This is a genomic window from Enhydrobacter sp. (assembly GCF_030246845.1).
Taxonomy (GTDB): Bacteria; Pseudomonadota; Alphaproteobacteria; order Reyranellales; family Reyranellaceae; genus Reyranella.
Map to the genome: position 1 here is coordinate 2,192,564 of NZ_CP126889.1, position 24,930 is coordinate 2,217,493.

General features: G+C 67.6%; 21 protein-coding genes. 9 read left to right on the forward strand and 12 right to left on the reverse strand.

What is annotated here, in order from left to right; all coding sequences use genetic code 11:
• Positions 1–96 precede the first annotated feature (96 nt).
• A complete protein-coding gene (locus tag OJF58_RS11015) occupies positions 97–1,665 on the forward strand; it encodes an alkaline phosphatase family protein (RefSeq protein WP_300784252.1) in 1,569 nt (522 codons plus the stop codon).
• 50 nt (positions 1,666–1,715) lie between these two features.
• Here OJF58_RS11015 and OJF58_RS11020 read toward each other — a convergent pair whose 3' ends face one another.
• A complete protein-coding gene (locus OJF58_RS11020) occupies positions 1,716–2,372 on the reverse strand; it encodes a glutathione S-transferase family protein (RefSeq protein WP_300785250.1) in 657 nt (218 codons plus the stop codon).
• Positions 2,373–2,450: 78 nt separating this feature from the next.
• Here OJF58_RS11020 and OJF58_RS11025 point away from each other — a divergent pair, with 78 nt between their 5' ends.
• Together OJF58_RS11025 and OJF58_RS11030 are read left to right on the forward strand one after the other, a co-directional pair.
• Entirely contained in the window at positions 2,451–3,830 is a 1,380-nt protein-coding gene (locus OJF58_RS11025) for a M17 family metallopeptidase (RefSeq protein ID WP_300784253.1), read from the forward strand.
• 23 nt (positions 3,831–3,853) lie between these two features.
• Positions 3,854–4,372, forward strand: coding sequence for a hypothetical protein (locus OJF58_RS11030; RefSeq protein ID WP_300784255.1), 519 nt, complete (start codon positions 3,854–3,856; stop codon positions 4,370–4,372).
• A 115-nt stretch (positions 4,373–4,487) separates the two neighbouring features.
• On the opposite strand, the gene OJF58_RS11035 is transcribed toward OJF58_RS11030, so the two are convergent.
• The 7 genes from OJF58_RS11035 to OJF58_RS11065 all read right to left on the reverse strand — a co-directional run bounded on the left by OJF58_RS11035 (position 4,488) and on the right by OJF58_RS11065 (position 12,168).
• Entirely contained in the window at positions 4,488–5,426 is a 939-nt protein-coding gene (locus OJF58_RS11035; RefSeq protein ID WP_300784257.1) for a glyoxylate/hydroxypyruvate reductase A, read from the reverse strand.
• Positions 5,427–5,506: 80 nt separating this feature from the next.
• A complete protein-coding gene (locus OJF58_RS11040; RefSeq protein ID WP_300784259.1) occupies positions 5,507–7,117 on the reverse strand; it encodes an ABC transporter ATP-binding protein in 1,611 nt (536 codons plus the stop codon).
• The gene (locus tag OJF58_RS11045; RefSeq protein ID WP_300784261.1) at positions 7,114–8,133 is read right to left on the reverse strand and encodes an ABC transporter permease; all 1,020 of its coding nucleotides are present in this window, start codon (positions 8,131–8,133) and stop codon (positions 7,114–7,116) included. The genes OJF58_RS11040 and OJF58_RS11045 overlap by 4 nt, the downstream gene beginning before the upstream one ends.
• Positions 8,130–9,230 carry a microcin C ABC transporter permease YejB gene (locus OJF58_RS11050; RefSeq protein ID WP_300784262.1) on the reverse strand — a complete coding sequence of 367 codons (1,101 nt, stop codon included), beginning with the start codon at positions 9,228–9,230 and terminating at the stop codon, positions 8,130–8,132. The genes OJF58_RS11045 and OJF58_RS11050 overlap by 4 nt, the downstream gene beginning before the upstream one ends.
• Before the next feature lie 97 nt (positions 9,231–9,327).
• Entirely contained in the window at positions 9,328–11,178 is a 1,851-nt protein-coding gene (locus tag OJF58_RS11055) for an extracellular solute-binding protein (protein WP_300784264.1), read from the reverse strand.
• Positions 11,179–11,530: 352 nt separating this feature from the next.
• Positions 11,531–11,890 (reverse strand): helix-turn-helix domain-containing protein, encoded by a 360-nt coding sequence (locus tag OJF58_RS11060; protein ID WP_300784266.1) that lies wholly within the window; start codon positions 11,888–11,890, stop codon positions 11,531–11,533.
• Positions 11,887–12,168 carry a DUF6516 family protein gene (locus tag OJF58_RS11065; RefSeq protein WP_300784268.1) on the reverse strand — a complete coding sequence of 94 codons (282 nt, stop codon included), beginning with the start codon at positions 12,166–12,168 and terminating at the stop codon, positions 11,887–11,889. The genes OJF58_RS11060 and OJF58_RS11065 overlap by 4 nt, the downstream gene beginning before the upstream one ends.
• 110 nt (positions 12,169–12,278) lie before the next feature.
• Between OJF58_RS11065 and OJF58_RS11070 the strand changes: the two genes are divergently transcribed.
• The 6 genes from OJF58_RS11070 to OJF58_RS11095 all read left to right on the forward strand — a co-directional run bounded on the left by OJF58_RS11070 (position 12,279) and on the right by OJF58_RS11095 (position 20,349).
• On the forward strand, positions 12,279–13,205 hold the full coding sequence (locus OJF58_RS11070; protein WP_300784269.1) for a glycine/sarcosine/betaine reductase selenoprotein B family protein: 927 nt from the start codon (positions 12,279–12,281) through the stop codon (positions 13,203–13,205).
• Between the two features lie 76 nt (positions 13,206–13,281).
• Positions 13,282–14,475, forward strand: coding sequence for a CoA transferase (locus tag OJF58_RS11075; protein WP_300784271.1), 1,194 nt, complete (start codon positions 13,282–13,284; stop codon positions 14,473–14,475).
• Positions 14,476–14,603: 128 nt separating this feature from the next.
• Positions 14,604–15,485 carry a protein-L-isoaspartate O-methyltransferase gene (locus OJF58_RS11080; RefSeq protein WP_300784272.1) on the forward strand — a complete coding sequence of 294 codons (882 nt, stop codon included), beginning with the start codon at positions 14,604–14,606 and terminating at the stop codon, positions 15,483–15,485.
• 138 nt (positions 15,486–15,623) lie between these two features.
• Positions 15,624–18,284: a hypothetical protein gene (locus OJF58_RS11085; protein WP_300784273.1), complete on the forward strand. Its 2,661-nt coding sequence runs from the start codon at positions 15,624–15,626 to the stop codon at positions 18,282–18,284.
• Positions 18,281–19,372: an alpha/beta hydrolase gene (locus OJF58_RS11090; protein WP_300784275.1), complete on the forward strand. Its 1,092-nt coding sequence runs from the start codon at positions 18,281–18,283 to the stop codon at positions 19,370–19,372. The genes OJF58_RS11085 and OJF58_RS11090 overlap by 4 nt, the downstream gene beginning before the upstream one ends.
• Positions 19,369–20,349 (forward strand): threonine/serine dehydratase, encoded by a 981-nt coding sequence (locus OJF58_RS11095; protein ID WP_300784276.1) that lies wholly within the window; start codon positions 19,369–19,371, stop codon positions 20,347–20,349. The genes OJF58_RS11090 and OJF58_RS11095 overlap by 4 nt, the downstream gene beginning before the upstream one ends.
• 9 nt (positions 20,350–20,358) lie before the next feature.
• Here the strand turns inward: OJF58_RS11095 and OJF58_RS11100 are convergent, their stop codons facing one another.
• From OJF58_RS11100 to OJF58_RS11115, 4 genes are read right to left on the reverse strand one after another with little or no spacing between them, the layout of a single operon-like run.
• Positions 20,359–21,963 carry an ABC transporter substrate-binding protein gene (locus OJF58_RS11100; protein WP_300784278.1) on the reverse strand — a complete coding sequence of 535 codons (1,605 nt, stop codon included), beginning with the start codon at positions 21,961–21,963 and terminating at the stop codon, positions 20,359–20,361.
• Between the two features lie 9 nt (positions 21,964–21,972).
• On the reverse strand, positions 21,973–22,401 hold the full coding sequence (locus OJF58_RS11105; protein ID WP_300784279.1) for a PaaI family thioesterase: 429 nt from the start codon (positions 22,399–22,401) through the stop codon (positions 21,973–21,975).
• Entirely contained in the window at positions 22,398–23,411 is a 1,014-nt protein-coding gene (locus OJF58_RS11110; RefSeq protein ID WP_300784281.1) for a zinc-binding dehydrogenase, read from the reverse strand. Before OJF58_RS11110 ends, OJF58_RS11105 begins: the two co-directional genes overlap by 4 nt.
• Entirely contained in the window at positions 23,408–24,928 is a 1,521-nt protein-coding gene (locus OJF58_RS11115) for a class I adenylate-forming enzyme family protein (RefSeq protein ID WP_300784282.1), read from the reverse strand. Before OJF58_RS11115 ends, OJF58_RS11110 begins: the two co-directional genes overlap by 4 nt.
• Positions 24,929–24,930 lie beyond the last annotated feature (2 nt).

Consider the following 24,930-nt stretch of genomic DNA (forward strand, 5'->3'; position numbering starts at 1 on the left):
CGTGTCATTCCACACCCTGTCGTGTCGTTCCAGCGCTATCGTGTCATTCCGAGCGTAGCGAGGAATCTTTATCTCCAGCGTCGGGGAGAGAACACAGTGGGCAAAGTCCGCAACGTCCTGTTCATCATGTGCGACCAGCTTCGCGCCGACCATCTGTCCTGCGCCGGCCATCCGCATCTCGAGACCCCGGCGATCGACGGGCTGGCGAAGCGGGGCGTGCTGTTCCCGCGCGCCTATGTGCAATCGGGCGTGTGCGGGCCCTCGCGCATGTCCTACTACACCGGTCGCTATATGTTCAGCCACGGCGCCACCTGGAACCGCGTGCCGCTGTCGCTGCGCGAGAAGACGATCGGCGACTATCTCAGGCCCGCCGGCCTGCGCGTGGCGCTCGCCGGCAAGACGCATGTGCTGCCCGACACCGAGGGGCTGGAGCGCTACGGCATCGAGGGCGGCTCGGCGCTCGCCGCATTGATGCGGGCCGGCGGCTTCGAGGAACTCGACCGCTACGACGGGCACTCGCCGCCCGGCAACGAGAGCGGCTATGCGAGGTATCTGCGCGAGCAGGGCTACAACTCGGACGATCCCTGGAGCGACTATGTGATCGCGGCCGACGGTGCGGACGGCGAGAAGCTCTCGGGCTGGCACATGCGCAATGCGCGGCTTCCGGCCCGCGTCGCCGAAGAGCATTCCGAGACCGCCTACATGACGCGCGAGGCCATGCGCTTCATCGAGGCGATGGGCGGGACGCCGTGGTGCCTGCACCTGAGCTACGTCAAGCCGCACTGGCCCTACATGGCGCCGGCGCCCTATCACGCGCTCTATGGGCCGAAGGACTGCCTGCCGCTGAACCGCAGCGACGCCGAGCTGGAGAACCAGCATCCGGTGCTGGCCGCCTATCGCCGGCACGAGGAAGCGGTCTCGTTCAGCCGGCCCGAGGCGCCCGACACGGTGCGGCCGACCTACATGGGCCTGATCCGGCAGATCGACGACTGGCTCGGCCGGCTGTTCGCCTTGCTGGAAAGGCTCGGCCGCTTGGACGACACGCTGATCTTCTTCACCTCCGACCACGGCGATTTCCTGGGCGACCACTGGCTGGGCGAGAAGGAGATGTTCTACGAGGAGGCGCTGCGAGTGCCCTTCATCGTCCACGATCCCGATCGGTCGGCCGACGCGACGCGCGGCACGGTCGACGACCGCTTCGTCGAGGCGATCGATGTCGTGCCGACCATCCTCGCCGCACTCGACCTGCCGCCCAACGACCATCTGGTCGAAGGCCGCTCGCTGCTGCCGCTGCTGCGCGACGGCGGGGCGACGGCGGGCTGGCGGGACGCCGTGTTCTGCGAGCTCGACTATTCCTTCCGCGAGGCCCGCCGCCTCCTGAACCGCAGGCCGCAGGACTGTCGCGCCATGATGGTGCGCACCGAGCGCTGGAAATACGTCTGGTGGCAGGATTTCCGCCCGATGCTGTTCGACCTCATGAACGACCCGCGCGAGCTTCGCGACCTCGGTGCCCACGATTCCTATGCCCACATCCGCCGCGAGATGGAAGGCCGCCTCGCCGCCTGGCTGAAAGCCCGCAAGACCCGCGTCACCGTCGACGACCCCTACGTCGAGGCCCGCACCGCCACCCACAAGAAGCACGGCATCTATTTCGGGGTGTGGTGATCTGTGCGGATGGTGGAGGGCGTCCGAAAGCAGATGACACGAAGCTCTCGTCACTGCGCGATCGACCAGGGTTCGCGCTTCGCCGCCTCGATCCAGTCCTTCATCGCGGGATGGGCGAGGACGGCCTTGCAGTAGGCGTCGGCGTCGGGATCGAGCGCGACGCCGTAGGTGCGAAAGCGCGTCACGACGGGCGCGTACATCGCGTCCGCCGCGCCGATCGTGCCGAACAGGAAGCCGTCGTCCTTCGCGGCGGTCTTCGCGAAGCGTCGCCGGCAGTCGCGCCACAGGGCGACGATGCGGTCGATGTCGGCGCGCACTTCAGGCGTCATGTCACGGCCGGGCCGGACGGCGCGGATGTCCATCGGCATATGCGTGCGCAGCTCGGCGAAGCCCGCATGCATCTCGGCCGATATCGCCCGCGCGACGGCGCGCGCCTTGGGCGCAGCAGGCCATATTCCCGCCTCGGGGCGGATGTCGTTGAGATATTCGGCGATGGCCAGCGACTCCCAGACCGCGAGTCCGTCATGCAGCAGCACCGGCACACGGCCGGACGGCGAGTGCTCGGCGATCGCGGCCTGCGTCTCCGGCCGGTCGAGCGGGATCACGACCTCGTCGAATTCGATGCCGGCGATCTTCGCCGTCAGCCAGCCGCGCAGCGACCACGACGAATAGTTCCGGTTGCCGATCACCAGGGTGAAGTCCGCTATCGCTTCCTCACATCGCTTGCCAGCGCATCGATTTGACCGGCAATCTCGGTCTTTGCATCAGAATCCGCGAGCCTGTCCATGCCGCTGCCCTTCGTCGATCGCGCCTCGTCATCGCTGCCCGTGCAATTCGTCCCCGCGCCAAAGTGGCGGAACTGGCTCAAGGAGCAAAGCGCGTCGCGTCGCGGCTGGCTCGAATCGCTCGGACTCGCCGGAGCGGCCGGCGACTTCGCGCTGCTGCCCGGCCGCGACGGCAAGGCGGCGGGCGCCGTGCTGGTGCTTTCGGCGACGCCCGATCTGTGGGACTTCGGCGCGCTTGCCACGAAGCTGCCGGCCGGCACCTGGAAGCTTGCCGACCCATCGCCGGTCTCGCCGACCGACGCCGCGATCGCGATCGGCCTCGGCGCCTGGCGCTTCGAGCGCTACCGCGCGAAGAAGGCCAAGGCCGGGCCGAAGATCCTGTGGCCGCAGGGTGCGGACAAGGCGCGCGCCACGGCGATCGTCGAGGCGATCTCGCTGGCGCGCGATCTCATCACCACGCCCTCGTCCGACATGGGGCCGGCCGAGCTGGCGGCGGCGGCCGAGGCGCTGGCCAAAGCGCACAAGGCCAGGGTCAACGTCGTCATCGGCGGCGAGCTTTTGAAGCAGAACTATCCCATGGTGCATGCGGTCGGCCGCGCCAGCGCTCGTGCGCCGCGGCTGATCGATCTCACCTGGGGCCGTGAGGACGATCCCAAGGTGACGCTGGTCGGCAAGGGCGTGTGCTTCGACTCGGGCGGCCTCGACCTCAAGCCGGCGAGCGGCATGCTGAACATGAAGAAGGACATGGGCGGCGCCGCCACCATGATGGCGGTCGCCGCGATGATCATGGCGACGAAGCTGCCGGTGCGGCTGCGGCTCCTGGTGCCGGCGGTCGAGAACAGCGTGGCGGGCAACGCCTTCCGTCCGCTCGACGTGGTGCCGACGCGCAAGGGCATCAGCGTCGAGATCGGCAACACCGACGCCGAGGGTCGGCTGATCCTGTGCGATGCGCTGCACGAGGGTGCATCCGAGAAGCCCACGGTCATGATCGACTGCGCAACGCTCACCGGCGCTGCGCGCGTGGCGCTCGGCACCGACCTGCCGGCCCTGTTCTGCAACGACGATGCGCTGGCCGAGCAGTTGCTCGCCGCCGGCAGGAAGACGGCCGATCCGATGTGGCGGATGCCGCTCTTCAAGAGCTACCGGCGCCTGCTCGACAGCAAGGTGGCCGACATCAACAACGCGCCGGGCGTGGCCTTCGGCGGCGCGATCACGGCCGCGCTCTACCTGCAGGAATTCGTGCCCGACGACGTGCCGTGGGCGCATTTCGACATGATGGCGTGGAACAACACGAGCCGGCCCGGCCGCCCGGAGGGTGGCGAGGCGCAGGCCGCCCGTGCCATCTTTGCCGCCATCGAGAAGCGCATCGCCCGCATTTGATGCCACATCTGATGGAGGACCGAATGGCCTACACGCTCGAACAGCTCGCCAGCGACATCCGCGCCGCGTTGAAGGCCGACCCCGGCGTCGGCGGCAAGCAGGAAGTCTGCAAGCTCGTCTCCAGGGTGCTGCTCGACAAGGACTTCGTCGAGCGGCACCTGACCGCCGACCAGTGCAAGCCGCGCAAGGTGCTGTACGAGGATCCCGAGCTCGGCTTCTGCATCTGCGGCCATGTCTACGAGAAGCCGGCGCACGGCGAGCCGCACGATCACGGTTCGAGCTGGGCGATCTACGGCCTCGCCGTCGGCGACACCGAGATGACCGACTGGCGCATCGTCAGGAAGGGCGACGGCACCGACCCGACGCTGGTCGAGCCCGAGCGGACCTATGTCCTGAAGCCGGGCGACTCCCATTTCTACGATGTCGGCGTGGTGCACTCGCCCAAGCGCGATTCGCTCACCAAGCTGGTGCGCATCGAAGGCGCCAACCTCGATCGCATCGAGCGCTCCAACATCAAGGCGGCATCGAAGGCGGCGGCTTGAGAAAGTAGGATTCGCCTATCCGTGTCGTCCCGAGCGCGGCGAGAGATCCTTCGCGATGCCGGTAAAGATCGCTCGCTGCCGCTCGGGATGACACGGATATCTCAGACCGGAAAGATCAATACCCCGTCTTCGGATCGACGGTGTTGATCAGCGGCTGGCCGGCGCGCAGGCGCTTGATGTTCTCGATCACCCCGGGCGAGGCGGTGCGCGGATTGGTGGCGCCGGCGACATGCGGCGTCACGTGCACCCTGGGATGCGTCCAGTAGGGATGGTCCGGGGGCAGCGGCTCGGTGTTGAACACGTCGAGCGCTGCACCGCCGAGATGCTCCGAATCCAGCGCCGCCAGCAGGTCGACGTCCACGACATGGCCGCCGCGCGCCATGTTGATGAAATAGGCGCCGCGGGGCAGAGCCGAGAAGGCTTTGCCGTCGAGCAGGCCCTTCGTGTCGCGCGTGAGCGGCAGGACATCGACCAGGATATCGGTGCGCGCCAGGAATTCGCGGAAGCCGTCGGCGCCGTGGAACGTCTCGATGCCCGCGATCTCCTTGGCCGTGCGGCTCCAGCCCGCCGTGGGGAAGCCCAGCATCGCGAACTTCCGCGCCGTGTCCTGGCCGATCGTTCCCAGCCCCATCACGCCGATGCGGCGATGGATGGTGTCGACGAACTCTTCCGGCTTCCACGTCCGCGCGCGCTGCGAGGCCTCGTACCTGTCGATGTCGCGATGGTGCCTCAGTGCCCAGTAGATCGCGTATTCGCTCATCTGGCCCACGAGCCCGTCGTCCATGATGCGGGTGATGGGCACGCCCTCCGGCAACCTGTCGTCGGCCAGCAGGTGATCGACGCCCATGCCGAGCGAGACGATCATCCTCATGTTCCTGAAGGAGGCGAGCAGGCCCGGCTTCGGCTTCCAGGCGAGCGCAATCTCGATCTCGTCGGTGTTGCCGAGACCGCCCGCCAGCGTGCGGTAGTCGATCGGACCGAGCCCGGCCTCCAGCACCTTCCTCCAGGCGACGCCGTCGGTGTCGCGGCTGACATAGGCAATGGCTCCCGCCATGAATTTCTCCCTTGCGCAGAAAACCGTGTCATCCCGAACGCGGTGAGGGAACTTTCGCGACGCCGATCATGTGCTTGCCTTCATCCGACCGTCTCGAGGTTGAAGGCCGCGGCGATCAGGGCCTTGGTGTAGGGCGTCTGCGGCGCGCCGAATACCTGCGCGGCCGGGCCGCGCTCCACCACCTTGCCGGCGCGCAGCACCACCACCTCGTCGGCGAGCGCGCGCACCACCTTGAGATCGTGGCTGATGAAGAGATAGGCGAGCTTGTGGCGCGCCTGCAGGTCGCGCAGCAGGTCGACGATCTGCGCCTGCACGCTCATGTCGAGCGCCGAGGTCGGCTCGTCGAGCACAATGAAGCGCGGCTTCAGTACCAGCGCCCGGGCGATGGCGATGCGCTGGCGCTGGCCGCCCGAGAATTCGTGCGGGTAGCGCTCGCGCATGGCGGGATCGAGACCCACCTCGCGCAGCGCGGCGTCGATCATGCCGGCGCGCTCGGCGGGGCTGCCGATGCCGTGCACCTCGAGGCCCTCGCCCACGATCTCCGCGATCGTCATGCGCGGGCTGAGCGAGCTGAAGGGATCCTGGAACACGATCTGCATCTGCCGGCGCAGCGGGCGGATATCGCGCTGGCCGAGCGCCTGCAGGTCGCGGCCGTCGAACCGGATGCCGCCCTCGCTCCGCTCCAGGCGCAGAAGGGCGAGGCCGATCGTGGTCTTGCCGGAGCCCGACTCGCCCACCAGCCCGATCGTGTGGCCTTCCTTCAGCGCGAGGCTCACGCCGTCGACCGCCTTCACATGGCCCACCGTTCGCCGCAGCACGCCGCGCTTGATGGGGAAGTGCACCTTGAGGTCGTCGAGCCGGACGATCTCGGGCGCCGCCGGATCGACGGCCACCGGCCGGCCCTTGGGCTCGGCCGACAGGAGGTGCCTCGTGTAGGCGTGGCGCGGGCGCTCGAAGACCTGGTCGACCGGCCCCTGCTCGACGATCTCGCCCTGGGTCATCACGCACACCCGGTCTGCGACCTTGCGCACGATGCCGAGATCGTGGGTGATGAAGAGCAGCGCCATGCCGTACTTCGCCTGCAGGCTCGTCAGGAGCTTCAGGATCTGCGCCTGGATGGTGACGTCGAGCGCCGTGGTGGGCTCGTCGGCGATCAGGAGGTCGGGCTCGTTGGCGAGCGCCATGGCGATCATCACGCGCTGACGCTGGCCGCCCGAGAGCTGGTGCGGATAGGCGTCGAGGCGCTTGGCCGCCTCGGGAATGCCGACCTGCTCCAGAAGCTCCAGCGTGCGCCTGCGCGCCGCCGTCCGCGACAGGCCCTTGTGCAGGATCAGCGCCTCGTTCACCTGCCGCTCGATCGTGTGCAGCGGGTTGAGCGAGGTCATGGGCTCCTGGAAGATCATCGACACGCGATCGCCGCGCACCTGCAGGAGCTCGCGCGCCGGCGCCCCCACCATCTCCCGGCCCTGGAAGCGGATCGAGCCCCGAGGATGGCGCGCGGTCGGATAGGGCAGGAGCTGCAGCACCGAGAGCGCCGTCACCGACTTGCCCGAGCCCGATTCGCCCACCAGCGCCACCGTCTCGCCGCGGCGGACGTCGAAGCTCACGCCCCTCACCGCCGCGACGGCGCCGCTTCCGGCGCCGAACGTCACCGCGAGGTCGCGCACCTCGAGAAGACCGGCCTCGCTCATGCCGCCATCTTGCGCGGGTTGAAGGCGTCGCGCACCGCCTCGCCGATGAACACCAGCAGCGCCAGCATCAGCGCGATCACGACGAAGGCGGTGAAGGCGAGCCAGGGCGCGTTGAGGTTGTTCTTGCCCTGCAGCACCAGCTCGCCCAGCGACGGCGAGCCCGGCGGCAGGCCGAAGCCCAGGAAGTCGAGCGAGGTGAGGGTGGTCACGGAGCCGGCAAGGATGAAGGGCAGATAGGTGAGGCTCGCCGTCATGGCGTTGGGCAGGATGTGCCGCATCATGATGCGCACGTCCAGCATGCCGAGCGCGCGGGCGGCCCGGACATAGTCGAAGTTGCGGCCGCGCAGGAACTCCGCCCGCACGTAGCCGACCAGCGCCATCCAGCTGAACAGCAGCATGATGCCGAGCAGGATCCAGAAGCCGGGCTGGACCAGGCTCGCCAGGATGATGAGCAGGTACAGCGTCGGCATGCTCGACCAGATCTCGAGAAAGCGCTGGAAGGAGAGATCGACCCAGCCGCCGAAATAGCCCTGCACCGCGCCGGCGGCGATGCCCACGATCGAGCTCAGGACCGTGAGCGCGAGCCCGAACAGGACGGAGATGCGGAAGCCGTAGATCACGCGGGCCAGCACGTCGCGCGCCTGGTCGTCGGTGCCGAGCGGATGGGCGAGCGAGGGCGGCAGCAGCGAGGTGCGCCGCTCGCTCTCGACGATGGTGTCGTAGCTGTAGGGGATCAGCGGCCACACCATCCAGCCCTTGGCGTCGATCAGGTCCTGGATCACCTTGTCCGTGAAGACGGCGTTGATCGGCAGGTCGCCGCCGAAGGTCGTCTCCGGATAGTCGCGGAACACCGGCATGTAGAAGTGGCCGTCGTAGCGGACCAGGATCGGCCGGTCGTTGGCCAGGAACTCGGCGAACAGCGAGAGGAAGAACAGCACACCGAAGACGACCAGCGAGATCATGCCGCGGCGATTGGCGCGGAACTGCGCGAGCCGGCGGCGCGTGACGGCTCTCATGCGCCGCGGGTCGCGAAGTCGATGCGCGGATCGACGACGGTGTAGACGAGGTCGCCGATGATGTTCATCACGAGGCCGATCAGCCCGAAGAAATAGAGCGTGCCGAAGATCACCGGATAGTCGCGGTTGATCGCCGCCTCGAAGCCCAGCAGCCCGAGCCCGTCGAGGGAGAAGATCACCTCGGTGAGCAGCGAGCCTGTGAACAGGGCGGTGACGAACGCGGCGGGAAAGCCGGCGATCACGATCAGCATGGCGTTGCGGAAAACGTGGCCGTAGAGCACGCGGTGCTCGACCAGGCCCTTGGCGCGCGCCGTCATGACGTACTGCTTGCCGATCTCGTCGATGAACGAGTTCTTGGTCAGGAAGGTGAGGCCGGCGAAGCCGCCGACCACCATCGAGCTGATCGGCAGCACCATGTGCCAGAGATAGTCGGCGATCTTCGACGCGAGGCCGAGGCTGTGCCAGTCGTCCGACACCAGCCCGCGCAGCGGGAACCACTGGACGTAGCGGCCGCCGGCGAACAGCACGACCAGCAGGATGGCGAACAGGAATCCCGGGATGGCGTTGAGCACGATCAGGAAGGTCGAGCTGCCGAGGTCGAACCGGCTGCCGTCGCGCACCGCCTTGGCGATGCCGAGCGGAATCGACACCAGATAGACCAGCAGCGTCGTCCACAGGCCGAGCGAGATCGAGACCGGCATCTTGTCCAGCACCAGGTCGACGACACGGCTGTTGCGGAAGAAGCTGTCGCCGAAGTCGAAGACGGCATAGTTCCTGACCATCAGCCAGAAGCGCTCGTAGATCGGCTTGTCGAAGCCGTACATTTTCTCGATGCGCTGGATCAGCTCGGGCGGCAGGCCGCGCGCGCCGCGATAGGTGCTGGTGTTCTCCTGGCTCTGGCCGCGCTGCATGATCTCGCCGCCGGACGAGCTGCCGGAGAAGCGCTCGGTGGCGCCCACCGCGGTGCCCTCGATGCGCGCGATCATCTGCTCGACCGGCCCGCCCGGCGCCGCCTGGATGATGAAGAAGTTCAGCACCATGATGCCGAACAGCGTCGGCACCACCAGCGCCAGCCGCCGCAGGATGTAGGCGAGCATCAGGCCGCTGGGAGCGCGCCACTCCAGTGGCGCTCTCTTGGACCGCGGGCTTCCGGCCCGCTCATGGGCGCGCAGGATGCGCGCGGTCCAACGATGCTCATTTCTTCTCCCCGCGGTTCGTCAGCGCGCGGTCCTTGGCCTCGTCGACCCACCAGGTGTCGAAGGCGAGCGGCTCGTACTTCGCCGTCTTGTCCGGCCGGCCGAAGCGGTTCCAGTAGGCCACCAGCGCCTTGCCGGAATAGAACTGCGGGATCACGAACATGTGCCAGGAGAGCACGCGGTCGAGGCAGCGGGTGCGGGTGATCAGGCTCGCGCGGTCGGGGGCGGCGACGATCAGCTCGACCAGTCGGTCGATCGCCGCATCCTTGATGCCGATCGTGTTGCGCCCGCCCGGGATGTCGGCGGCCTTGGAGCCCCAGAAGTCGCGCTGCTCGTTGCCCGGCGACAGCGACTCGGCCCAGAGATCGATGATCATGTCGAAGTCGTAGTTGTCGGTGCGGCGCTGGTACTGCGAGGTGTCGACGGTGCGCAGCGTCATGTCGATGCCGATGCGCTCGAGATTCTGCTTCACCGGCAGCGCCATCTTCTCGAACGCCGCGTCACTCAGCAGGATCTCGAAGGCGAGCTTGCGCCCGTCCTTGTCGGTCATCTTGCCGTTCTTGATCTCCCAGCCGGCGGCCTTGAGCAGCGGAATCGCCTGGCGCAGCTGCTCGCGGATATTGCCCGAGCCGTCGGTCTTGGGCGGGTTGAACTCGGCCGTGAACACCTCGTCGGGGATCTTGCCGCGCAGCGGCTCCAGGATTTTAAGCTCCTCGGGCGAGGGCAGGCCCTTGGCCTCGAGCTCGCAGTTGCCGAAGTAGGAGCGCGTGCGCTGGTAGAAGCCGTAGCTCAGGTTCTTGTTCTGCCACTCGAAGTCGTACATCAGGCCGATCGCCTGGCGCACGTTGCGGTGCTTGAACATGTCGCGCCGCGTGTTGAAGACGAAGCCCTGCATGGGCGCCGGGTTCTCGTGCGCGATCGCGGCCCGCTGGATGCGGCCGTCGGCGACGGCGGGGAGGTCCTTGTAGCCGATCATCCAGTTGCGGCCCGAGTTCTCGCGCCGGATGTCGATGGCGCCGCCCTTGAAGGCCTCGAAAACGATGGTGTTGTCGCGGTAATAGTCGTAGCGCATAGTCTCGAAGTTGCTGCGGCCGCGGTTGAGCCACAGGTCCTTCGCCCACCATTCGGGCGCGCGGCGATAGGTGATCGAGCGACCGACATCGACCGAATCGACCTTGTAGGGGCCGCTGCCCAGCGCGGGCTCCAGCGACACCTTCTCGAAGTCCTTCCCCTGCCACCATCTGGACGACAGGATCGGCAACTGGCCGAGGATCAGCGGCAGCTCGCGGTTCATGGCGTCGCGAAAGGTGAAGTGGACCTTCCGCTCGCCGCTCTTCTCCGCCTTCAGGACGTCGGCATAGTAGGCGGCATAGTTGGGTCGGCCCTTGCTCTTCAGGATGTCGAGGCTGAAGACGACATCCTCGGGCGTGATCGGGGTGCCGTCGTGCCACCTGGCCTGCGGCCGCAGGTTGAAGGCGACCCACGAACGGTCGTCCGGCCATTCGATCGTCTCGGCGATCAGGCCATAGACGGTGAAGGCTTCGTCGGGCGACTGCCGGCAGAGCGTCTCCCACAGGTTGCCGATGCCGGCGGCGGGCACGCCTTTCAGCGTGAAGGGATGCAGCGAATCGAAGGTGCCGAGCGCGCCGAACTTGACCGCGCCGCCCTTGGGCGCATCGGGGTTGACGAAGTCGGGCGGTCCGGCATCGGCCGGATATCTGGGCTCGCCGTGCATGGCCATGCCGTGGCTGACATTGATCTTCGACGTGCTCTGCGCCCGCACGATGGCGGGCGCGCCGATCCAAAGGGCCGCACCGCCCGCCAAGATGCCGCGCCGTCCGATCGCCATGCCCGCGCTCCAGTCCCGAAGTTCCCCGGGGCGCTATATAACGCGGCCAAGTTGGGCCGCACTATGGCTGCGGTGAGAGGGGACCAGTCAGACCAGCCAAGTGACCAGTACGGTGCGGCGATTCAGCTGCTCCGGAACGACCTCCTTCGATGTGAGGATCCTTAACCGGCAGCTTTCTGCTTTTCACAGTATGAGCAAACTTATCTACATAGTTTGCCAAATAGAAGGGACGTATCTCGGAACTGTTCTGGTCGAAGAAAACCATAACAGTGGCGGTCTCCGGCAGCGTGGCCGGCGCAGAACGGACAGTACAAGCGGCAAAAGTCCGCCGTGTCGAAAGAGAAGGCACCTGTCACGCGGCGGCGCTGATGTCGTATTCGAAATGGAGGCGATCATAGGGGAAGGCGACGCCGTCCTCTGTGCGGTCGATGATGCCAGCCTCGATGAGGGTCGTGATGTCGCGATGGACAGCCTGCACGTCGCGACCGACGCGTCGTGCCGTCTCGCGGATCGACAAGGGGCCCTGTCCGGCCAGTGCCTTGACGATGGCAAGGCGAGACGGCGCGAGGACGCGATGCATGTCTTCGTAGGAGGCGAAATTGACGGAAGGACTCGCCTTTCCAGCCTTTCCGGCCAGCGCCCGCCGCCCAGCCTCGACGAAGCGAGCCCGGGCATCGATTGTCGTTCCCAAACGCACGATCAAGGTGGTCATTTGAGTATCCTTTCCATATCCGCCTGAAAGGCATCGAAAAGCGCTTCAAGCGATGTGAACGCTATGGTTTCGTCGCTGTCGCCCAGATGCCGGTGACCGCCTTTCCCGCGTTCGTTGTCATAGCGCAGGACGCAGACACCGTTCACGACGAGGGCCAGCCGATATTTGAAGGGATGCGTGCTGCCCGGCACCGGGCTGGGCAAGTGCCACAACACCACCTCGAAGAAAGTCGCATCGTTGATTATTGTTCGCGACTTCTCTATCAGTCGGGCTTTCACGTTGTCACAGCTAACAACACCAAAGTGTTGTTGTCAATAACATCGCTGGGCCAAACCGGTCAGCGGAAAGGCCGAATTGACTTGGAGGCGCGCTCGCCTAGGCTCGGGCGATGGCCGACACCACGGATTTCGCCCCGGATTTCGACGCGCCGATCGAGTACATGCGCCGCACGCGTGAGTACTATCTGGCGCTGGGCTACGACAATCCCTACCGCTGGGCGCACTATGTCGATGTGCCGTTCCAGCCGCCCGGGAAGCCGCTGAAGGAAAGCGTGCTGGCGCTGATCACCACCGCCGCGCCGTACCAGCCCGACAAGGGCGATCAGGGGCCGGGCGCGCCCTACAATGCGGCAGCGAAGTTCTACAGCGTCTATTCGGGCGACACCGCGGTCGATCACGACACGCGGATCAGCCATATCGGCTACGACCGCAAGCACACGACGGCGACCGACAGCAACACCTGGTTCCCGCTGCCGCTGATGCGCGAGTTCGCCCGCCAGGGCCGGTTCAAGCTGGCGCCGCGCTTCCACGGCGCGCCGACCAACCGCAGCCAGCGGGTGACCATCGAGACCGACGCGCCGGAGATCCTGGCCCGCTGCCGGCAGGACCAGGTCGATGCGGCGCTGCTCGTGCCGACCTGACCCGTCTGCCATCAGACCGTGAGTCTGACCGCCCGACATCTCGAACGAAACGGCATCCCCACCGTCGTCATGGGGGCGGCGAAGGACATCGTCGAATGGGCCGGCGTGCCGCGCTTCCTGTTCAGCGACTTCCCGCTGGGCAATTCCTGCGGCAAGCCGCACGAGCCAGACACGCAGCGCTTCACGCTCGATCTGGCGCTCAGGGTGCTGGAGAGCGCGCCGGGGCCGCGCACGACGGTGCAGTCGCCGCTGCGCTGGACCGCCGACGGCGACTGGAAGCAGGACTACAACAACATGGCCCGCCTGCCGCCCGAGGAAGTGGCCCGCCGCCGCGCCGAGTTCGACAAGGTGAAGCAGGTGGCGCTCGACCAGCGCAAGCGGGCGGGAGTGGCGTGATCATGGGACCGCGGGCCTCCGGCCCGCTCACCAGCGCGCTGGAAGCGCGCGGTCCCGAAGAGAGTAGTGTGGTCCGATGAGCAAGCCCTTTTCCGGCGTCAAGATCCTCGACTTCACACGCGTGCTGGCGGGGCCCTACGGCTCCTATCAGCTCGCCCTGCTGGGAGCCGATGTCGTCAAGGTCGAGTCGCGCGACGGCGACGAGATGCGCTTCGGCAACCGGGCCAACGACTGGGAGAAGCGCGGGCTCGCCGCGCCCTGGGTCGCGGTCAACGCCGGCAAGCGCTCGATCACGCTCGACCTCAAGAAGCCCAAGGCGATCGAGATCGTGAAGCGGCTGGCCGCCGGGGCCGACGTGGTGATGGAGAACTTCCGCCCCGGCGTCATGGACAAGCTCGGCATCGGCTACGAGGCGCTGAAGGCGATCAACCCGCGGCTCATCTATTGCGCCGTCTCGGGCTTCGGCCAGGTCGGGCCGGCGGCCAAGACGGCGGCCTTCGACGGCATGATCCAGGCCATGTCGGGCCTGATGTCGATCACCGGCTTTCCCGCCAACGGGCCCACGCGGGTGGGCTTCGCCGGAGCCGACGTGATGTCGGGGGCGACGGCGGCGTTCGGCGTCGCCTCGGCGCTCTACCAGCGCACCCATACCGGCAAGGGCCAGCTCGTCGATGTCGCCATGATCGATGCGGTGATGGCCTATCTCGCCCAGCAGTTCACCGAGCACATGATGACCGGACGCGTGCACCAGCAGGCCGAGAACCTGTCGGTGACGCGCAAGCCCACCGGCAATCTCTTCAAGACCAGGGACGGGTGGATCGTGCTCGCCGTCATGACCGACCCGCAGTTCCAGCGCCTGATGAAGACTCTCGGCCGCGAGGAGGCGCTGGCCGATCCGCGCTTCGCCGACTGGCCGACGCGCATCAAGAACAACAAGGCGCTGCACGAGATCGTCGAGGAGGCGCTCGGCAAAGAGACCTCGGCGACCTGGGTCGAGCGCTTCGCCCAGGCCGATGTGCCGGCCGGGCGGGTGCTCACCATTCCCGAGACCGCCCGGCTCGATCTCTTCCGGCACCGTACCGTGCTGCAGGAGGTCGAGACCGAGCATGGCCCCGTCCGGTTGGTGGGGTCGGGTTTCCGGCTGGAGCATGGCGGCGGCTCCGTGGACAGGCCGCCGGCCCGGCTCGGCGAGCATACCGACGAGGTGCTGAAGGAGGCCGGCTACTCCGCCGCCGAGATCGCCGGGATCCATCGCGACGAAGTCGTCTAGGCGCGGCTGTCGCGGGACAGTCTGCCGCGTGGCCATCGCGCTGGCAAAACTGCCACAATTCCCGTATCTAGTCGCGGTGCGGCTGCCCCTTACCCCCTCCCCTTGGGGCGCGCGCCAAGGAGGACATCTTGAAGAGACGCGACTTCGTCTCCGGCACCGCGGCGCTGGCCGCCTCCGGCACCATTGCCAGCCTGGCTCCGCCGGCCTTCGCCGCCACCATCAAGCCCTATAGCTGGGATCTCAACCCCCCGACCGACACGCGCGAGCACTTCATCGAATGGGGCAAGGCGCGCGGCGAGGATCCGGGCTTCCTCGGCCAGCGCTGGGACCGGTGCCAGGCCCTGCTCCGCAACAAGGACCTGTGGAGCGCGCCCACCATCCGCGCCTTTCTGCTGACCCCGCGCGAGGAGTTCGCCTCGGTCCGGCCGCAGATCCACAAGCACGCCTACGACCACGCCTTTCTCGATATCGGCTACGGCGTCACCATGTCGGGCCCGCATCTGCAGGGTCGCATGACCAACGTCCTGGAGGTGAAGCGCGGCGACAAGGTGCTGGAGATCGGCACGGGATCGGGCGTGCAGTCGGCCTATATCGCGAACCTGACCGAGAACGCCTACACGATCGAGATCATCAAGCCGCTGGCCGAGCGGACGCGGGCGCTCTACGACAAGCTGATCGAGAAGGGCTACACCGAGTACCAGCACATCAAGAGCAAGGCGGCCGACGGCTACTATGGCTGGGAAGAGTTCGCGCCGTTCGACAAGATCATCGTGACCTGCGGCATCGACCATGTGCCGCCGCCGCTCCTGCAGCAGCTCAAGTCGGGCGGCCTCATGGTCATCCCGGTCGGCCCGCCGGGCGCGCAGCGCGTGCTCAAGATCGCCAAGGTGGAAGGCGCCGACGGCTCGATCACGACGACGCGCGAGGACATCTACGGCGGCAAGATCGTGCCCTTCGTGCCCTTCACCAAGCTCGAAGGCGACAAGATCGTCGGCACGCACAACCGCTAGGCGCTGCGCGGGGAGGCACTATTGCACGGTCTCCCGCACTTCCACGCCCATGAGCGCAACCGGAGTTGCGCGCTCCGATGAGGCGCTCAAGGGAGCGCGCCACTCCGGTGGTGCAGTCAGCGTGAAGGATCTCCTCATTTGATCTCGGTCGATTTCGAGCGGCGCGCGCCAATCCCCTTCTATCTCTCGGTCGGGCTGGTGGCCGGCAGCATCATCGCGCTGCAGATCGCCATTATGCGCGTGTTCTCGGTCGGGAGCTGGGCGCATTTCGGCTCGCTGGTCGTGAGCCTCGCCATGTTCGGCTTCGGGCTGACCTCGGCAGTGATGTGCGTGGGCAAGGGCTGGTTCGAGCGCCACTGGCAGGGCGCGGTGAAGACGGCGCTGCTGCTGTTCGGGCCGCTGATGGTGGGATGCAACCTGATCGCCCAGCAGGTGCCGTTCAACGCCATCTTCCTGATTTCCGACCCGATGCAGAAGTGGCGGCTGTTCGCCAACTTCGTGCTCTACTTCCTGCCGTTCCTGGCCGGCGCGCTCTATCTCGGCATCGTGTTCCTGAAGGCGCAGAAGACCTTCAACCGCGTCTATTTCGCCGACATGGCCGGGTCGGGCCTGTGCGGGCTTTCCGTGCTGCTCGCCCTGTACGTGTTCACCCCCGACAACATCATCATGGCGCCGCTGCTCCTGTGGATGGCGGGCGGCGTGCTGTGGTTCGTGTCCATGCGCGACCGGCGCGGCATCGTGGCGCTCGTCGTCGTCGCGCTCCTCACCGGGCTCGCGCACTACGTCCTGCCGCCCGCGCTCGGCATCCCCACGCTCGCGGTGTCCGACTACAAGGGCGTCGCCTATGCCCGCAAGTTCCCCGACAGCAAGCGCACCTACGAGCGCGCCTCGCCGTTCGGCTACATGGAGATCTATTCGAGCTCCTATCTGCACTTCGCGCCCGGCCTTTCCGATAACGCCGCCTTCAACCTGAAGAAGATGCCGGCGAACGCCTATCTTGGCCTGTATCTCGATTCGGACGGCCCGCAGGGCATCATCAAGGATCTGCCGGAGGACGAGGTCGCCTATTTCCGCTACCTGCCGATGTACTATCCCTATGTGCTGAAGCAGAAGCCGGACACCTTCGTGGTCCAGTTCGGCGGCGGCATCTCGACGGCGGTGGCGCTGAAGGAGGGCTCCGAGCATGTCACGGTGGCCGAGGGCAATCCCGCCATCCTGACGGCGTTCCGCGAGGACAAGGGGCTGCGCGCCTTCACCGGCGACATCCTGAACAATCCCAAGGTGAGCGTCGTCGACTACGACGGGCGCCTCTATCTCGCCCACACCAAGAACCGCTACGACGTGATCGACCTGTCGCTCGCCGACTCGGCCGGCCTGTCGAGCCCGGGCGGCTTCGCCATCGTCGAGAAGTACGCCTATACGCGCGAGGCGATGGCCGCCTACATGCGCGCGCTCAAGCCCGGCGGTATCCTGTCGGTCACCCTCTGGAACAAGGAGGAGCCGCCCAAGTCGGTGCTGAAGCTCTACGCGACCATGGCCGCCGCCGCGCGCGACGTCGACGGTGCGGACATCTCCAAAGACTTCTATGTCGCCGCCGCCTATCTCTCGACCGCGACGGTGCTCTACAAGCGCGGCGGCTTCAGCGCCGACGAGATCGCCAGGCTCAACGAGCACACGCGGGCGATGTCGTTCGACGAGATCTACTATCCCGGCATCAGGGTCGACACGACGCCGCTGGCGCAGACCCTGCAGGACTATCGCGACCAGTATTTCTACGCCGGCCCGCCGCCCGATCCGACGGCACCCAAGGACGACAAGGCCGCGCCGGCGTCCGGCGCCGACGAGCCGCACGACAAGCCGCCGCCAGAACTCGCCCAGGCGTCGGACGCGCCGGGGACGCCGCCGGCTCCGCTGGTGCCGGCGACCACGATGGGCCGGCTCGCGTGGCACTACCTGGTCCATGGCGGCTGGCAGCAGGTGGCGGACGACTACGTGTTCGACACGCACATGCTCACCAACCACCAGCCCTATTTCGCGGCCTACATCAAGGTGAAGGACCTGCTGAAGTTCCTCGACCGGCTGGAGCTGGTGCAGGACGAATGGGGTTACCTGCTGATCTGGGCGACGCTCGGCATTGCCACGATCTTCGCCTTCACGCTCGTGCTGTTCCCGGTGATCTTCGGCTGGCGCACCATCTTCAGCCACAATCCCGGCAAGTTCGGCACGATGATCTATTTCCTCTGCCTCGGGCTCGGCTACATCACCGTCGAGGTGGGCATGATCTCCCACTTCGTGCTGGCGCTGTCGAACGCCACGGTCTCGGCGTCGGTCCTGATCACCGGCATGCTGGTCTTTTCCGGGCTCGGCAGCTTCGTGTCCGAGCGCTACTTCGATCGCGCACGACGGGTGATGCCGCGCATCTTCCTCGCGATCTTCGTCCTGCTCGCCGTCTACGCCTTCGCGATCGACTACGCGCTGGACTGGATCGGGACGCTGCCGTACCTGCTGCGCATCGCGCTCTGCCTGCTGCTGATCCTGCCGCCCGCCTTCCTCATGGGCTTCCCCATGCCGACGGCGATGACGACCTTGAGCCGGCTGGGCAAGGAGCACATGTTCCTGTGGGCTTGGGGCGTGAACGGCTGCTTTTCGGTGATCGGCGCCGCCCTGGTGCCGATCGTGGCGACGAGTTTCGGCCTGCCCGCGGTCGTGCTGGTGGGTGCGGTGGCCTACCTCGTCGCCCTGCCGGCCTTCTTCTCGGTCCTGAAGCCGCTGGGCGGGAAGCGGCTCGCCGCGGCGTGAAGCGCCGGGCCCTGCTTTTGGCAGCCCTGTTCCTGCCGATGGCCGCGCATGCCCGGACCCCGACGAAAAAGAAGAAGGCGGCGCCCCACGTGCGGCGGCCGGCAAAGCCCGTCGCATCGCGGGCAGCCCGCGCCCCGGCCGGCCCGCAACCCTTGAAGGAAGCGAAGGCGCAGCTTGTCGCCTTCAACACCTCGCCCTTTCCCTATCGCGGGCTGATCCCGGGCACCAACAAGCCGTTTCTGGACGTGCGGCAGGGCAAGCGCCGCGGCCACACGGCGGCCAATGGCGAGGTGTGCTGGGAGGACACGACCTATTCGGACCGCCGGTCGCTGCTCTACCTGCCGGCCGGGTACAATCCCGAGCTTCCGTCGCTGATCGTGCTGTTCCTGCACGGGCAGGGAGCGACGCTCGAGCGCGACGTGATGGCACGCCAGGCGGTGCCGCGGCAGGTCGCCGAATCGGGCAAGAACGTCGCCCTGGTGGCGCCGCAGCTCGCCTTCGATGCTCCCGATTCGAGCGCCGGCAACTTCTGGCGGCCCGGTCATCTCGCGGCCTATATCGACGAGGCGGCCGAGCGCCTGATGCGTCTCTATGGCGACAAGCGGGTGGGCGCGCACTTCAATGCCGCGCCGGTGGTCATCGTCTCCTACAGCGGCGGCTATCTCTCGACCGCCTACGGTCTGCAGCGCGGCGGCGCGCCCTACCGGGTGAAGGGAGTGGTGCTGCTCGATTCGCTCTACGGCGACGAGGACAAGTTCGCCGCCTGGGCCGCGGCACGCCGCCAGACCGGCTTCCTGCTCAGCGCCTACACCGATTCCACCCGCGACGGCAACGCCGCTCTCGAGAACCTGCTGGCGCGGCGACGCATCCGCTATGGCAACGCACTGCCGAAGTCGCTGACGCCGGGCACGGTGGCCTTCGTCTCCTGCGGCGGCGCCGATCTCCATGGCGACTTCGTCACGCACGCCTGGACCACCGATCCGGTGAAACGGGCGCTGGCCATGATCCCGGGGTACGATCCGGTGGCCCCTCGAACCAAGCCGGCGCCGCGCGACGCGCCGCACAAGCGTGCTAGGAAGAAGGCATGAGCAGCTTCCGAACATCGCCGGCGGCGTCGGCGGGACGTACGGCGCGCGAGCCGATGATCGCGCGCGAGCATGTCGAGGCGGCGTGGTCGCGGGTGCGGCCGCACGTCAGGCGCACGCCGGCGCTGGCACTGGCGACGGGCACGCTGGGGCTCGCCATGCCGGTCGCGCTCAAGCTCGAGTCGCTGCAGGTGAGCGGCTCGTTCAAGGGACGCGGCGCCTTCCACAAGCTCCTGGTCTCGAAAGTGCCGGCCGCCGGCGTGATCGCCGCCTCGGGCGGCAATCACGGTGCGGCCGTCGCCTATGCCGCCCGCGCGCTCGGCCATCGCGCCGAGATCTTCGTGCCGACCATCAGCGCTCCCACCAAGGTCGAACGGCTCAGGCGATACGGCGCCATCGTGCACCAGGTCGGCGCCGTCTACGCCGAGGCGCGTGCCGCGTCGCAGATACGCGCCGAGGAGGCGGGCGCGCTCACCGTGCATGCCTACGAGGATCCGGACGTGTTCGCGGGCGCCGGCAGCGTCGCCCTCGAGTTCGCCGAGCAGGCGTGCTTCGACACGCTGCTGGTGGCGGTCGGCGGCGGCGGCCTGATCGCAGGCTGCGCGGCGGCCCTCGGCGAGCGGGTGAAGATCGTCGCCGTCGAGACCGAGGGCACGCCGACGCTGCATGCGGCGCTGCGTGCCGGCCGGCCGGTCGATGTGCCGATCTCCGGCATCGCGGCCGACGCGCTCGGGGCGAGCCGCATCGGCGCGCCGAATTTCGAGATCGCCCGGAAGCTGGTGGCCGACTCCGTCCTGGTGGATGACGCCGCCGTGCGCGCGGCGCAGCGCGGCCTGTGGGACGAGCTCAGGGTGATCGCCGAGCCGGCCGGCGCGACCGGTCTCGCGGCCCTGCTGTCCGGCGCCTATCGTCCCGCGCCGGACGAGGTGGTTGCGACGCTGGTCTGCGGCGCGAACACCGATCCGGCGTCCGTCGTCTGACGCGGCCTCTCAGTCCTCGAGCCACACGTCGTGCCAGCTCGCGGCGGCGAAGTCGGGCACGGTCGAATGGTTGCGGACCCGGGTGCTGGCGAGCGTGACCGTGTCGAGCTCGACCAGCGGCAGGAGCGGGGCGTCCCGGGTCACGATCTTCTGGAAATCGACGACGAGCGCCTTGCGGCGCGCGGCATCGGTCTCGACCTTGATCTCCTCCACGAGCCGGTCGAGCTCGGGATTGGAATAGCCGGAGGCATTGCAGAACGGCACGCCCTTCCGGATGCCGTCGGTGGTGTAGTACTGCGTCGTCGTCGGCACCGGTTCCGACGGATTCATCTGGTTGGAGATCGCGAGGTCGAAGTCGTAGTCGGTGTAGATGCGCCTGATCGAGGTCGAGCGGTCGGGGACGAAGAGCGTGACGCCCACGCCGATCTCCTCCAGCGCCCGCCTGACATAGGCGCCGACGAGGCCGTTGGCCGCGAACCAGCCGGCCGCCACGAGATCGAGCGTGAAGCGCCTGGCCGCTTCCTTTCTGGGAAAGCCGGCCTGATCCAGCAGCGCCGCCGCCTTTTCGGGATCGAAGTCGATCCGGTGGATGTCGTCGGTGAAGAAGGTGGTGTTGGGCGAGAAGATCGGGCCCGTGCCGGCGCGGGCGTAGCCGCGATAGATCGTCTGCGCGATGACCTCGCGGTCGATCGCGTGGAACAGCGCCTGCCGCACCTCGCGCCGGGCGAGGATCGGATGGCGCAGGTTGCATTCGAGGGTGGTCGCCCAGACGCGCTCCTCGTAGCCCTTCGCGGTGGCGACGAACCGGCCGGTGGCCGTGAGGCGCCGGATGTCCGACAGGGCGACCGGGGTCAGGACGCCGATCTGGATCTCGCCCGCTTCCAGCGCCGCGGCGCGTCCGGCGGGGTCGCGCACGTAGCGAAGGACCAGGCGGTCGAGATAGGGGAAGCCCTTGCGCCAGTAACGCGCGTTCCGGACGAACTCGAAGTGGCTGCCGCGCACCCAGCGCTGGAATTTCCACGGGCCGGTGCCGATCGGGGCATCGTTCGCGGCGTTGCCGGCGGGATCGCCGCCTTCATAGACATGCCTCGGGACGACATAGTTCGCGGGGCCGCTCAGCAGCGAGGCAAAGAAGAACGGCGGCGTCGGCTTCTTGAAGCGGAACACGGCCGTGTCCGCCGTCAGCGCATCGATGCCGGCGAGGCCAGCGAGCGCCAGCGGATCGGCATGCCTCGCCCAGATTTCGGTCACGGAGTAGGCGACATCGCGGGCGGTGAGGTCCTTGCCGTCATGGAAGGTGACGCCCTTGCGAAGCTTGACGGCATAGAACTTGAAGTCCGGGGAAGGCTGCCAGCTTTCGGCCAGCTCGCCCGCGAAATCGCCGTCCATGCGGCGATAGGCCAGCCGCTCGAGCAGCTTCGAGGAGGAGAAGATCGGGCTGGGGCCGCCGCCCGACGGAACGTAGCAGGCCTGCGGCTCGCCACCGCCCAGCGTGGCGACCAGGGTGCCGCCGTATCTCGGCTCTTCCTGCCCCCGCGCCCGTCGCGGAAGGCTGCCGGCCATGCCGGCCGTCAGGGCGCCTGTGCCGAAAGTCCGCCGGGATAGCGTGCTCACCAGGCCATGTTACCCCGGAAGGGTGGAATAAGTTGCGCGACCTACGGCGACCAGCGCCTTTTGCTCGTTGAAGACATCGACATCGACCACGCCCACGCTCTTGCCGGCCCGGCGCACCCGGGCCGTCGTGATCAACCTGGTCTTGACCGCCGGCCGCAGATAGTCGACCCGGAAATTGACGGTGGGCAGGCCGCGCCCGAGCGCCATGACCAGCGCATAGTCGCCCACCGTGTCGATGATGGCGGCGATCGGGCCGCCGTGCCACTGGCCGGTGCCCTTGCCGCGCTCGAATTCCGGCCGCATGTCGCAGACCATGGTGACCTGCTCGCGGGCCGCATCGGCCTCGGTGATCCTGAGGCCGAGGAAGGAGATGAACGGCGAGCGGTCGAGCATCGCCTGCATCTCCTCGCCCGACAGCGGCTGCTGGGCCTCGCTCACGGCGCCACCACGATCTTGCCGAACACCTCGCGATCCTCGATCACGCGCAGGGCCTCGCGCGCCTCCTCGAGCCTGAAGACCTTGTCGACCAGCACCTTGAGCTTGCCGCTCTGCACCAGCTCCAGGAGCTTCTCTATGTCGCTCCTCATCCAGCCGTTGGAGCCCAGCACCTTGAGCTCGAAGGTCCAGATGAAGCGGATGTCCTCCTTGGGGTCGAAGCCCGCGGTGGCGCCGCAGGTCAGCAGCCGGCCGCCGACCTTCAGCACCTTCATCGACTTCACCCAGGTGTCGCCGCCGGTGTAGTTCACCACCACATCGACGCCGCGGTCGGTGCCGCCGCCGCGCCGCGTGGGCTTGCCGTAGAGCTTGTAGATCTCGTCCTGGAAGTCGTGCGTCGTGTAGTTGATGGTCCTGTCGGCGCCCAGCTCGGCGAGCCGCCTCGCCTTCGCGTCCGTGCCGGCGCAGGCGATCACCTCGGCGCCGGCCAGCTTGGCGAGCTGCAGGCAGCAGACGCCGACGCCGCCCGACGCGCCCAGGATCAGGACCTTCTCGCCCTTGGCGACATGGCCGTTGGTGACCATCATGCGCAGCGCCGTGCCGTAGGCGACGGGCAGCGCCGCGGCATCGGCGAAGCTCACGCCATCGGGAATGCGGATGAGCTGATGGGCACGGGCCCGGCAGAGCTCGGCCAGGCCGCCATGCACCGTCTCGCCCATCAGCCCGCCCTCGACGCGGTTGATCGGATCGACCAGCACGCGGTCGCCCTTCTTCCAGCCGGTGACGCCCGCTCCGACCTCGGCGATCTCGCCCGCGACATCGAGGCCCATGATGGCGGGCATCGGCACCTTGATGCCGGGCATGCCGCGGCGCGTGAAGACGTCGTGGTAGTTGAGCGACGAGGCTTTCACCGCCACGATCACATCGCCTTCGCCGGGCGTGGGATCGGGGAAGCTGGACTCGAAATTCAGGCGATCGGGCCCGCCATGCTCGCGGACGACGGCTGCTCTCATTTCTGCTGGTCTCCTGAGGGTGGGATCTGCCTGGCAAGCGCACGCTTGTCGATCTTGTTGGTGCCGGCAAGCGGCATCTCGTCGACGAAGAACACCTGCCTGGGGTGCTGGTAGGCCGGCGCATTGGCGAGCGCATAGCCCTTCACCGCCTGCTCATCGAGGTCGGCCCCGTTGGCGCGTACGATGAAGGCGACCGGCTTGTGGCCCTTGAGCTCGTCCGGAACCGGCAGCACCGCCGCCTGATGGATGCCGGGATGGCGCTCCAGCATCTTCTCGACCTCGCCGGGATAGATGTTCTCACCGCCGCACACGAACATGTCGTCGGCGCGGCCCACGAAATAGAAAAAGCCGTTTTCGTCGCGGCGAAAGACGTCGCCGGTGCGGTAGAACCCGTCCGGCGTCATCGCCCGGGCGGTGGCCTCGGGGAGCTTGTGATAGTGCGTCATCAGCGCACCGCACTTCATCTCGAGCACGCCGCCTTCGGGATCGTCACCCTTCACCTCCTTGCCGTCGCGCACCAGGCGCAACGCGACCGCCGGATGCGGATAGCCGGTCGAGAGGTCGGGCTGGGGAATGCCGCCGGGGTGAGGGCCGAACACGACCGGGCCGGCCTCGGTGGTGCCGTAGCCGTTGCCGATCTGCGCCTTGGGGAAGGCCGCGCGCACTTGGTCGACCAGCGACTGGGTGATCGGTGCCGAGCCCATGCGCACCGCCTCGACGGCCGACAGATCGTTGGTCGCCAGCAACTCCTTCTCGCGCAGGATCATGGCGATCATGGTCGGCACGGAGGTGAGGAAGGCGACGCGATGCCTGGCGGCGGCCTCGACGTAGCTGCGGGGGGTGAACTGGGGCAGCAGCACCACGGTGTCGCCGTGGCTGAAGGTGGTCTGGCACATGGCGAGGCCGTTCATGTGATAGAGCGGCGCCGCGACCAGCGCCCGCGCGCCGGCCGGTCCGGGCCGCCGCGGCCGCTGCGCCATCGCCCAGAGGTGCGAATAGTGCGACAGCACCACGCCCTTGGGCCGGCCGGTCGAGCCCGAGGTGTAGAGGAACATCGCGGGCTCTTCCGGCCTCACGGCGACAGCCTCGAACGGGCCTCGGTCGAGCAGCGCGGCAAGGTCCTGGTCGAAGGAGAGCCTGGGAATGCTCGCGGGCGCCAGCCCGAGGCGCGCGTCGTCGCCGATCACCAGCCGGGCATCGCAATCGCCGACGATATAGGCCACGGTCTCGGCCGGCAGCTTCCAGTTCACCGGCACCGAAACCAGGCCGGCCTGCATGGTGCCGAGGAAGGTGAGCAGGAACTCGGCGCGGTTGGCCGACAGGATCGCCACCCGGTCGCCGCGCTGCAGGCCGCGCTTCAGGAGCCCGCGCGCGACAGCGCCGCTCAGGCGCAAGAGTTCGTCATAGCTGTAGCGGCGCTCGCCGCCGTCGCCGCCGGCGTCGATCAGCGCCAGGCTGTCGCCGGAAACATCGCGCGCGATCGCATCACCCTGGTTGTTCCACCTGATCGCTGTCATCG

Bases quoted from the DNA above. Each gene is read 5' to 3' on its own strand.
- OJF58_RS11025 (WP_300784253.1), top strand. From the start codon at position 2,451: ATGCCGCTGCCCTTCGTCGATCGCGCCTCGTCATCGCTGCCCGTGCAA.
- OJF58_RS11030 (WP_300784255.1), top strand. From the start codon at position 3,854: ATGGCCTACACGCTCGAACAGCTCGCCAGCGACATCCGCGCCGCGTTG.
- OJF58_RS11035 (WP_300784257.1), bottom strand. From the start codon at position 5,426: ATGGCGGGAGCCATTGCCTATGTCAGCCGCGACACCGACGGCGTCGCC.
- OJF58_RS11040 (WP_300784259.1), bottom strand. From the start codon at position 7,117: ATGAGCGAGGCCGGTCTTCTCGAGGTGCGCGACCTCGCGGTGACGTTC.
- OJF58_RS11045 (WP_300784261.1), bottom strand. From the start codon at position 8,133: ATGAGAGCCGTCACGCGCCGCCGGCTCGCGCAGTTCCGCGCCAATCGC.
- OJF58_RS11050 (WP_300784262.1), bottom strand. From the start codon at position 9,230: ATGCTCGCCTACATCCTGCGGCGGCTGGCGCTGGTGGTGCCGACGCTG.
- OJF58_RS11055 (WP_300784264.1), bottom strand. From the start codon at position 11,178: ATGGCGATCGGACGGCGCGGCATCTTGGCGGGCGGTGCGGCCCTTTGG.
- OJF58_RS11060 (WP_300784266.1), bottom strand. From the start codon at position 11,890: ATGACCACCTTGATCGTGCGTTTGGGAACGACAATCGATGCCCGGGCT.
- OJF58_RS11075 (WP_300784271.1), top strand. From the start codon at position 13,282: ATGAGCAAGCCCTTTTCCGGCGTCAAGATCCTCGACTTCACACGCGTG.
- OJF58_RS11095 (WP_300784276.1), top strand. From the start codon at position 19,369: ATGAGCAGCTTCCGAACATCGCCGGCGGCGTCGGCGGGACGTACGGCG.
- OJF58_RS11110 (WP_300784281.1), bottom strand. From the start codon at position 23,411: ATGAGAGCAGCCGTCGTCCGCGAGCATGGCGGGCCCGATCGCCTGAAT.
- OJF58_RS11115 (WP_300784282.1), bottom strand. From the start codon at position 24,928: ATGACAGCGATCAGGTGGAACAACCAGGGTGATGCGATCGCGCGCGAT.